This is a genomic window from Amycolatopsis acidicola (genome assembly GCF_007713735.2).
Classification (GTDB): domain Bacteria; phylum Actinomycetota; class Actinomycetes; order Mycobacteriales; family Pseudonocardiaceae; genus Amycolatopsis_E; species Amycolatopsis_E acidicola.
In genome coordinates this window covers 1-9,202 of sequence record NZ_VMNW02000162.1, presented here as the reverse complement: position 1 = coordinate 9,202, position 9,202 = coordinate 1, and the positions used below count along the sequence as shown (strand labels likewise).

Genomic DNA, 9,202 nt, shown 5'->3' with positions numbered 1-9,202 from the left:
CCCCCTTGCCGTCCCCCTCATCCCAGCCCTATACTCGCCCACGAGTATTCGCCCACGAGGAAGTCCCATGGCCCAACGTCGCAAGGTCGGCAACCTGCTCGCGCTCGCCGTGCTGTCCGCGGTCGTGCAGCGCCCCATGCACCCGTACGAAATGGCGTCCATCCTGCGCGAACGCGGCAAGGACAAGGACATGCCGATCAAATGGGGCTCGCTCTACACCGTCGTCGGCAACCTCGAAAAGCACGGCTTCCTCGAAGCCGCCGAAAGCCGGCGCGAGGGCGGCCGCCCCGAGCGCACGGTCTACCGCATCACCGACGCCGGCCGCGCGGAGCTGGTCGACTGGGCGCGCGAGCTCGTCGCCACGCCCGAGCCCGAACAGTCACGATTCCAGGCGGGCCTGTCGGTTCTCGCCATCATCCCGCCCACCGACGTGATCACCCTGCTCCGCGGCCGGCTCGACACGCTCGCCGGGCAACTCGAGTCGCAGCGCAAAGCGCTCACCGAGGCCGCGGCGGAAATCCCCCGCCTCTTCCTCATCGAGACGGAATACGAACTCGCGATCCGGGAAGCCGAAGCCGCCTGGATCAAGGCGTTGCTGCACGAGCTGACCGAAGGCACCTTCCCAGGTTTGGGCCAGTGGCAGGCCTTCCACGACACCGGGCGGCTTCCGCCCGAACTGACCGAACTCGCGGAAAGGGGGAGCGAACCCCGTTGAGCGGGCTCCGGCGGAGGTGCGGCAACACCGCCGCCGGAGCCCTTTCACACTCGAACCCGAATCCGCGCGAGACGGCTCCCGGCCACGAGGTGGCACTCCAACGATAACCGGGCAGCCGTCAGCCGGGCCGGTTCGGGCACACCGAACAGGAGAAACCCATGACGGAAACCAGAACCGCGCTGATCATCGGCGGCGGGATAGCGGGCTCGGTGGCGGCGATGGCACTGCACCGCGCCGGGATCGAAGCCACGGTCCACGAGGCGTACGACACGGCGGCGGACGGGATCGGCGGGATGCTCGGCCTCGCGCCGAACGGGGTGCGCGCGCTCAGCGTCGTCGGCGCCGACGACGCAGTGCGGGGGATCGGCGAGCCGGTCACATCGATGATCATGCAGAGCTGGACCGGAAAACGGCTCGCCGAGTTCGGCGGGCAGGGCGGGGCACCGGTGTTCCACAGCGTGTGGCGCGCCGACCTCTACCGGGCGCTCTACGACGAAGCGTCCCGGCGGGGCATCGAGTTCGTGCACGGAAAGCGCTTTCAAAGTGCCGAGGAAACCGCGGACGGCGTGCGCGCCCGCTTCACCGACGGCAGCACCGCGAGCGCCGATATCCTCATCGGGGCGGACGGAATCCGTTCCACGGTAAGGAAAATCATCGACCCATCGGCGCCGGAGCCGCGCTACAGCGGGCTGCTCGGGTTCGGCGGTCTCACCCGGACGAACCTGCCGTCCACCAACGGCTCGATGCACATGGTCTTCGGCAAGCGCGCCTTCTTCGCCTACCAAATAGAGGAAGACGGGCGCACCGGCTGGTTCGCCAACCTGCCGCGCCGCGAGCCGCTCACCCGTGCCGAGGCGCACGCCGTCGGCGCCGAGGAATGGCTGCGTGTCCTGCGTGACGTGTTCGCCGAGGATCGCACGCCGGCGCTGGAAATCCTGCGCGACGTCGACCCGGAGCAGCTCGTGAACGTCGGCGCGATGGAGGACCTGCCGAAGGTGCCGGTGTGGAGCCGCGGCCGGATGGTGCTCGTCGGCGATTCCGCCCACGCCACCTCGCCCAGCTCCGGGCAAGGCGCATCGCAGGCGATGGAAAGCGCCGTCCAGCTCGCCCGCTGCCTGCGGGATCTGCCGGTGCCGCAAGCGTTTGCGGTCTATGAGGGGCTCCGGCGGGAGCGGGTGGAACGGGTCATCGCCTCGGCCGAGCGCACGAACAGCGACAAGGCGGCCGGGCCGGTGGCCAGGGTGGTGCGGGATCTCGTGCTGCCGGTCGCGATGAAACTGCTGGCGAAACCGGAGAAAATGGCCTGGCAGGTGGATTACGCCATCGACTGGGACGCCCCGCTCGCCACGGCGCGCTGACCCGGGGACGCCCCCGGAATCCTCCGGGGGCGTCCCTCCGTCGTCACGGTTTGCGAGCGACGATTCCCGCGATGCAGTGCGCGGAATCGCTCAGCGGAGTGAGCCGCGGGCCATCCGGCCACCATTCGTCACAGGCCACCAGGTCGGGTCCGGTGGTGGCGTTCGGCTTGATGATCTCCAGGCCCGGCAGCATCGCCAGGATCTCGTCACGGGTACGGAACCGGCCGGCGCCCATCGGGCCCTTCACCAGGATCTCTTCGATCTTCTTCGCGATCTCGGTCTGTCCCGGGGTTTCGGGGTCGAAGAAGTGCGAAAACACCACGTACGAACCAGGTGCGAGCGCGTCGATGTACTCCTGCATCACGGCCGGGCCGCCGTCGCCCTCGAGGTGGTGCAGGGTGCCGACGTGCAGCAGCACCAGCGGTTCCGAGAGGTCGAGGTGGGTGCTCACGACCGGGTTCTTCAGCACCGTGGACGGGGTGAAGATGTCGGCCTCGGTGATGTGGACGTTCTCGTTCTCCTCCAACAGGGCGCGTCCGTGCGCGAGCACCACCGGGTCGTTGTCGACGTACACCACGCGCGCGTCCGGGTTGGTGCGCTGCACGATCTGGTGGGTGTTCTCCGCCGTCGGCAGGCCGGATCCGCAGTCGAGGTACTGCTCGATCTTGCTCTGCGCGGCGAGGAAGCGGCAGGCGCGGTTGAGGAAGCCGCGGTTGCCGCGGGCGATGTGGACCGCCTCCGGCACCGCGTCGTTGATCTTGCGCATCACGACGCGGTCGACCTCGTAGTGGTCCTTCCCACCGAGGAACCCGTCGTAGATCCGCGCGATGCTCGGTCGGGTCGGGTCCACCCCGACCGGGACCTGGCTCGGTGAAGGGGAGTTCGGTGCACCGGACATTTACGGCCTCGCAGAACGTGAAGGACGGCTGACCGACCCAGGGTAATGCGCCGCGTTCGCCCCGTAAACGCGACATCGCGTCAGTTCGGCAACATCCACTGTGGATCTTCTACTCCCGTTGCGGGGCAGTAGCATCTCCCGGCGTGTACTTCCGCGCGCGCGACGGCGTTGAACTGGCCTTTCGGGAAATCGGCGAAGGGCGGCCGGTTGTCCTGCTGCACGGTTATCTCTCCACCGCACGAGTGAACTGGCTGGGGCCCGGCCATGCGGAGAAACTCGCCGCGGCCGGGTTTCGCGTGATCCTGCCCGATCTGCGCGGGCATGGCGAGAGCGCCAAACCGCACGACCCGGCCGCCTATCCGCCCGACGTGCTCGCCGACGACGGGTTCGATCTGGCCGAACACCTGGGGCTCACCGGCTACGACCTCGCCGGGTACTCGCTCGGCGGCCGGACCGTCGTCCGCATGCTCGCGCGCGGCGCCGCGCCAGGCCGCGCGATCGTGGCGGGAATGGGGCTGAGCGGGATTTCCGGGCTCGGGCCCGCGGAGGGAGAGCGATTCCGGCGCGCACTCAGCGATCCCGAGTCCGTCACGCGCGGGTCGGCGGACTGGCCGGTGGTGCGGTTCCTCCGCGCCGTGGGCGGGGATCCGGCCGCGCTGCTGCACATTTTGGACACTGCGGTCGACACCTCGCGCGAGGAGCTGGCGCGGATCGAAACTCCGGTGCTGGTGCTCACGGGCGCCGCCGATCCCTTTCACGCGTCGGCGGCGGAGTTGGCGTCCGCGTTGGGGCGCGGGGAATCCGCGACGGTGGCGGGTGACCACATGAGCGCGGTGGCCAAGCCCGAATTGGGCGATGCCATGGCGGAGTTCTTCGCGCGCGGCGCAAACGCTTGCGAGACAAGGGAAACCTAGGCGAGCATCCCGGGCAGGACCAGATCCACCACCTCCGGCACCAGCTCCGCGCCGACTTCGCCGTCGGTGAGCAGCAGCCGGACGTACAGCGGGCCGATCAGCGTCTCCAGCGCCAGATTCCGGTCCAGTCCGGGGCGGAGTTCGCCTCGTTGCGCCGCGTGCTCGAACACCTTCATCCCGGCCTCGAATCGGTCCACGCGGAACTGCTCGCGGACTTCCTCGTAGCCGGGCTGGTCGCGGCGGGCGGAGAGCTGCAGGACCAGCCTGCCCAGTGGTTGCTCCACGAACTCCACGATCTCGCCCAGCAGCTCCACGAGGTCCGCGTGCAGATTTCCGTTGTCGGGCACGGGAAAAGCCTGGTGCGTTTCGCTGGTCACGTAGTCGACCACCAGGCCGGCCGGGGTACCCCAGCGCCGGTAGATCGTCGTCTCGTGCACGCCGGACTTCTCCGCGACCGCCGCCACCGACAACGCGTCGATCCCCTGAGACCACACGATGTCCATCGTCGCCAGGTGCACGTTCTCGCGCACCCGCGCACTCCTACCCCCGGTTCGCCGCGTTGTCATTCACCCATGTTAATGCAAGCTCTCCTGCGATAACTCTGGTACCGTTATCGCAGGAGGACCTGCATTAGCGTGCCGGCCGGGTCGAGCCGGCTCGTCATGAGCGGTCCTGTTTCCGATCGGACAGGTCACTGGGGGAAGCGGTATGCCGGAGATTTCTTCGTTCGCCAGAGGCGGGCGGCTGAGCGCGGCCGAGAGGCTCGTACGCGCGCGTGGTGGTGCGGCGCAGTTGTGCGTGCTACGTGGAGAGGAGGTGGTGGTCGACAGCGCTGTCGGCTGCGCGCGTGATGCGCTGTTCTGGATATTCTCCGCGACGAAGCCGTTCCCCGCCATGCTGGTCCACCTGCTGGCCCAGCTCGGGCTGCTCTCGCTGGACCGCCCGGTGGCGGCGTACTGGCCGGAGTTCGCCTTGGCGGGTAAGGAAAAAATCACGGTGCGGCAGGTGCTTCAGCACCGTTCCGGACTGGCGAACGCGGGCAGTGTGATGGGCGATGTCCTCGCGGCGACGGACTGGCGGCGATCCATCCGGCGCATCCAGGGCGCCCGGCCCCGGTGGCCGCCGGGTTCCGTTCCGGCGTACCAGTTCCTGGCGTACGGGTTCATCCTCGGCGAGGTCGTCCACGAGGTCACGGGGACGCCGATCGACGTTCTGGTGCGGGAGGAGTTGCTGGTCCCGTGGGGTTTGCGGGATTCTTTTCTCGGGCTGCCGGCCGAGCAGCAGCGGCGGCGGGTTCCGGTTCGCGGCCCCTTCGGCGCGCTGTTCAACCTCCGCTCCACGCGGGAGGCCGTCATCCCGGCGGCCGGGCTGTCCACCACCGCGCGTGACCTCGCGGCGTTCTACCGGGCGCTGCTGCGTGGAGGTGATGGCGTGGTGGAGCCGGAAACCATCGCCCGCGCCCGCACGCCTTCGAGCGAGGGCGAGGTGGATCGCGCCATCGGGAAGCCGATCCGGTGGTCACAGGGTTTCCAGCTGGGCGCGGCACGCGGGCTCAGTCCGATGGGGACGCTGAGCGGGCGGGAAACGTTCGGGCACAACGGAAGTAACTGCTGCATAGCCTGGGCCGACCCGGAGCGGGAGCTGGCCTTCGCGTACCTCACCGACCGTCTGGGAGCGAGCCCCGCCGACGTCCGGCACCACGCCGCCGTGGCCGACGCGGTCCTCCGAGAGTTCGGTGATGCTTAGACGGCATCTCATTTGGGTGCGTGTTTGGTGATGAACGATGTGGACCAGTGGTGCCCGGAACCGTTGTGGCTGTTGGCACGCCCGTTGTTGCCGGATGCGCCGCAGCGCCACCAGGGCGGAGGCAGGCGTCGGCTGGCCGACCGCGCGGTGCTGGCCGCGATCTTGTCCATGCTGCAGACGGGGTGCGCTTGGGCGGCACTGCCTTCCACGTTCGGGATCAGCGCTCCTACTGCGCTTCCCCGGTTCACCGAGTGGGTCGGCGCGGGTGTGTTCACCCACCTGCACCAGGTGATGCTGGACGTGTTGGGCGTGGCCGGGGCGATCGACTGGTCACGCGCGTCGATGGACGGTATGCACGTCCGTGCCGCCACAGGGGGGCCTGACCGGCCCCAGCCCGGTCGACCGAGGCAAGCGTGGCTCGAAAATCGACGCGATGAGCGAGCGGAGCGGTCTCCCCTTGGCCGTGGTCATCTCCGCGGCCAACCGCAACGACCACAAGGAACTCGACACGATCATCGACGCCGTCGCCCCGGTCAACGGGCCAGCCGGGCGGCCACGGCGACCACACAAACTGCACGCCGACAAGGGCTACGACTACCAGACCTGCCGCACCATCGTCCGGCAACGGGGCATCATCCCCCGCATCGCCCGCCGGGGCATCGAATCGGCCAAACACACCTGGGCCGTCACCGCTACGTCATCGAACGCACCCTGGAATGGCTTTCCCGGTTCCGCCGGATCGGCCGCCGCTACGAACGCAAAGCCGCCCACTACACGGCCTTCACCAGCCTGGCCTGCGCCATCATCTGCTGCCGCCGCGCCATCACACTCAACGTACTGACCCACAACAGCCCCAAATGAGATGCCGGCTTAGAGGGCGGGCGGTCTGCGACGGAGCCTCGGTCCCACCCCGGTCGACCGGGTGTGGCTCGAAGATCCCTCCTAGGACTGGGGCGGCAGCAGGACAACACCATCGTCATCGGCGTAGAGAAGATCCCCTGGGTGGAACATGATGCCGCCGAACCCGACGGCGGCGTCCACCGTGCCGACGCCACTCTTGGTGCTCTTGCGCGGATTCGTGCCCAGCGCCTTGATCCCGATCGCGAGCCCGGCCAGCACCGCGCTGTCCCGCACCGCCCCGTTGATCACCAGACCCGCCCAGCCGTTGTCCACGGCCGCGCCGGCGATCACGTCGCCGGTGAGCGCGGTGTGCAGCGAACCACCGCCGTCCACCACCAGCACGTGGCCCTCGCCCGGAGTGTTGAGGAGCTCGCGAACGAGGCCGTTGTCCTCATAACAGGAGACCGTACGAACCGGACCGGAGAAGGAACGATGCGAACCGAACTGCCGGAACTGGGTGTCGCAGACACGGAGCTTGTCCCCGTGCTCGTCCACCAGATCCGCGGTGCTGAAAGAACTCGTCACCGGGCCATCATGCCTCAGGCCCACGCCCCGCCCGGCACGCCGTCCACACCGGAGCGTCGCGGCGTCGCTGGTTTCCACGTGGCGTTACTTTCCAGGAGGAGCGAACACCCCGGCAAACAGCAACATCGCCAGCAAGCCCAGCACCACGGCCACCGCGGCTAGGTAATGCCGCGGGCGCGCGCGGCCGGGCAGGAACCGTACAGCGGCAATAGTCGCGACACCGACAGTGGCGCCGATCGGGAGAAGCGCGCGCCAGGCATGGTCGAAGGAGTTCAACGGCAGGAAGGAGTCCGCACCGTAGAGCGAAAGAATCAGGGCCGGTAACCCTAAACCGGCAGCAACGACCGCAGCCAGCAGGTTGAAGCGCTCCTGTGCTTCGGCGTCCTGCGCGACGGCGAACGCCGACATGCTCGACAACAGCGAATGCAGGCGGGAGATCTCCTCCGCCAGCTGCGTGTCGACGGCTTCGCAGTGCAGGACCGCGTTGCGGTAAGTGCGAAACCAGGGAGGCGCCTGTCCCGGGACGGGGTCGCTGTCCGGGCGGTTGCGGTGGTAGGACTCGGCGTCCCACAGCCACATCCACAGCCCGTCACGGACCGCGCGCTGTGCCTGGTCGCGTGCCCTGCCCAGAGCTGTGGAGAGCTCGATGATCTCCGCCAGCAACGGTCGGAGCACACCGCCCCGGCGTCCCGCGAGCAGTCCGGCCAGCCGTCGTTCCAGTTCGTACCTGAGGCTGCGGAGAACCAGCACCTGGTTGCGGCTGTTCTCCGCGATCGCCTTGGCCACCGAAACCGCGACGCCTTCGGGGCCTGCTCCGTCGCGCGATTCCATCGAGGGAAGGAGAGATCCCTGTGCCGCAACGTCTTCCGGATCTTCGCCGTCCGGTGCCGCGGCAAGATTTGGCGCGGGCAAGGAGAACTCTTTCTCCGGCTCGGTTTCCGCGCGCCAACCGTCCTTTTCGGACCAAATGCCGTCCACCGCAACCCGGACCTCGGCCGCGCCCGCCGTGACGAGGACTCGCGCCTGGCCGACCACCAGCCGTCGATGCCCTGGCGAGCCGGGAAGCCCGACGAAGGGCACCGCGAGGAACGCCTGCGCCCCCGAGCCTTCGAACGCATTGCGTTCCGGGCTGCCCGTGCCCGGAGCGACCTCGCCGGTGACAGCCGCCCATTCCCGCCCCAACTCCACGACGGGAGCATAGATCCACTACCGCATTCACTTGGCGTCAGGAGAGTCAATTCACTGCTGCCACGGGCGGGAAATGCCTGCCCTGGTTGGGTTTCCGGTGCTCACAGCGTCGCGGCGGGCAAGTCGCCCCGCCGCGCCGGCGGAGCGATTCCGCTTGCCTGCCGCACCGGCACTCCCGCCTTCCATGGCACGGGCGCGCACGCGGCCCGGTCAGCGGGAGAACAGCCGTGCCACCAGCCCCGTCACGACCAGCCAGAAAACAGCGGCCAGCCCGTAGTTCACGAGCACGGCCAGTTGGACGTTGGCGATGGGGAACAACCCGGGGAAGAACAACGCCAGCGGTTCCGCAAGGCCGCGGATGAAACCGAAGAAGGCATTGCCCGCGTTGGCGCCCAAGAGGATCATGAGGATGTAGATGACCTCGATGAGCGCGAACACCGCCCCGATGCCGGTGATCACCCTGGCAGCGGTCGCATGGCCACGATACAGTCGTGTTCTGGTCATGGCGGGAGAATTCCTCCGCCCACGGTTCGAAAACCGGCAACCAGGCCAATTGCTCCGTCCGGCCGCGCACACTGGGCCATTAGTCGGCAGCAAAGTTCGCAAACACGATCCAGCGGCCTTCCCCCCGGCTAACCGGTTGCTCCTTCACGCGGCCAAGCAAGCGCCCGCGCCATGGCTCTTGGCTCGCAACGACTGCCTCCCACGCCCGAAGGTGGCCGTACTCGCACCCGATCCCCGCCACTCACTCGCGCGACCGAGCAACCGCCCTGGTCATCCTTGCCCCGCAACGGCGGTGCCCTGCGTCCGAAGAGTGGCAGTCGCAGCACCCGATCCGAGCTACCCGCCCGCTCACACCTCTGCCCCGCAACGGCGGTGCTCTGCCCCGGAGGGGCGGTGGCCGCGGCACTCGATTCGGCCACCCGATCACTCAGGTGGCCGACCGACCGCTCCCGCC

9 protein-coding genes and 1 pseudogene are annotated in these 9,202 nt (G+C 68.6%); 5 read left to right on the top strand and 5 right to left on the bottom strand.

What is annotated here, in order from left to right:
• The first annotated feature begins 67 nt into the window (after positions 1-67).
• Entirely contained in the window at positions 68-715 is a 648-nt protein-coding gene (locus tag FPZ12_RS44530; protein WP_144761270.1) for a PadR family transcriptional regulator, read from the top strand.
• Positions 716-873: 158 nt separating this feature from the next.
• Positions 874-2,073: an FAD-dependent oxidoreductase gene (locus FPZ12_RS44525; RefSeq protein WP_144761266.1), complete on the top strand. Its 1,200-nt coding sequence runs from the start codon at positions 874-876 to the stop codon at positions 2,071-2,073.
• 43 nt (positions 2,074-2,116) lie between these two features.
• On the opposite strand, the gene FPZ12_RS44520 is transcribed toward FPZ12_RS44525, so the two are convergent.
• Positions 2,117-2,971, bottom strand: coding sequence for an SAM-dependent methyltransferase (locus FPZ12_RS44520; RefSeq protein WP_144761263.1), 855 nt, complete (start codon positions 2,969-2,971; stop codon positions 2,117-2,119).
• Positions 2,972-3,114: 143 nt separating this feature from the next.
• Here FPZ12_RS44520 and FPZ12_RS44515 point away from each other — a divergent pair, with 143 nt between their 5' ends.
• Positions 3,115-3,885 carry an alpha/beta fold hydrolase gene (locus FPZ12_RS44515; protein WP_208026234.1) on the top strand — a complete coding sequence of 257 codons (771 nt, stop codon included), beginning with the start codon at positions 3,115-3,117 and terminating at the stop codon, positions 3,883-3,885.
• Here FPZ12_RS44515 and FPZ12_RS44510 read toward each other — a convergent pair.
• Positions 3,882-4,415 (bottom strand): TetR-like C-terminal domain-containing protein, encoded by a 534-nt coding sequence (locus tag FPZ12_RS44510; RefSeq protein WP_166463118.1) that lies wholly within the window; start codon positions 4,413-4,415, stop codon positions 3,882-3,884. The two genes, FPZ12_RS44515 and FPZ12_RS44510, sit on opposite strands and share 4 nt — an antisense overlap.
• 178 nt (positions 4,416-4,593) lie before the next feature.
• Between FPZ12_RS44510 and FPZ12_RS44505 the strand changes: the two genes are divergently transcribed.
• A complete protein-coding gene (locus FPZ12_RS44505; RefSeq protein WP_144761257.1) occupies positions 4,594-5,631 on the top strand; it encodes a serine hydrolase domain-containing protein in 1,038 nt (345 codons plus the stop codon).
• A 30-nt stretch (positions 5,632-5,661) separates the two neighbouring features.
• A pseudogene (locus FPZ12_RS44500) lies at positions 5,662-6,492 on the top strand (IS5 family transposase).
• A gap of 81 nt (positions 6,493-6,573) precedes the next feature.
• On the opposite strand, the gene rraA reads toward FPZ12_RS44500, so the two are convergent.
• The 3 genes from rraA to FPZ12_RS44485 form a co-directional block, all read right to left on the bottom strand.
• On the bottom strand, positions 6,574-7,056 hold the full coding sequence (gene rraA, locus FPZ12_RS44495) for a ribonuclease E activity regulator RraA (RefSeq protein ID WP_144761254.1): 483 nt from the start codon (positions 7,054-7,056) through the stop codon (positions 6,574-6,576).
• Positions 7,057-7,140: 84 nt separating this feature from the next.
• On the bottom strand, positions 7,141-8,244 hold the full coding sequence (locus tag FPZ12_RS44490; protein ID WP_208026233.1) for a hypothetical protein: 1,104 nt from the start codon (positions 8,242-8,244) through the stop codon (positions 7,141-7,143).
• A 210-nt stretch (positions 8,245-8,454) separates the two neighbouring features.
• Complete coding sequence (locus FPZ12_RS44485) at positions 8,455-8,748, bottom strand: hypothetical protein (protein WP_166463117.1); 294 nt, start codon at positions 8,746-8,748, stop codon at positions 8,455-8,457.
• Positions 8,749-9,202 lie beyond the last annotated feature (454 nt).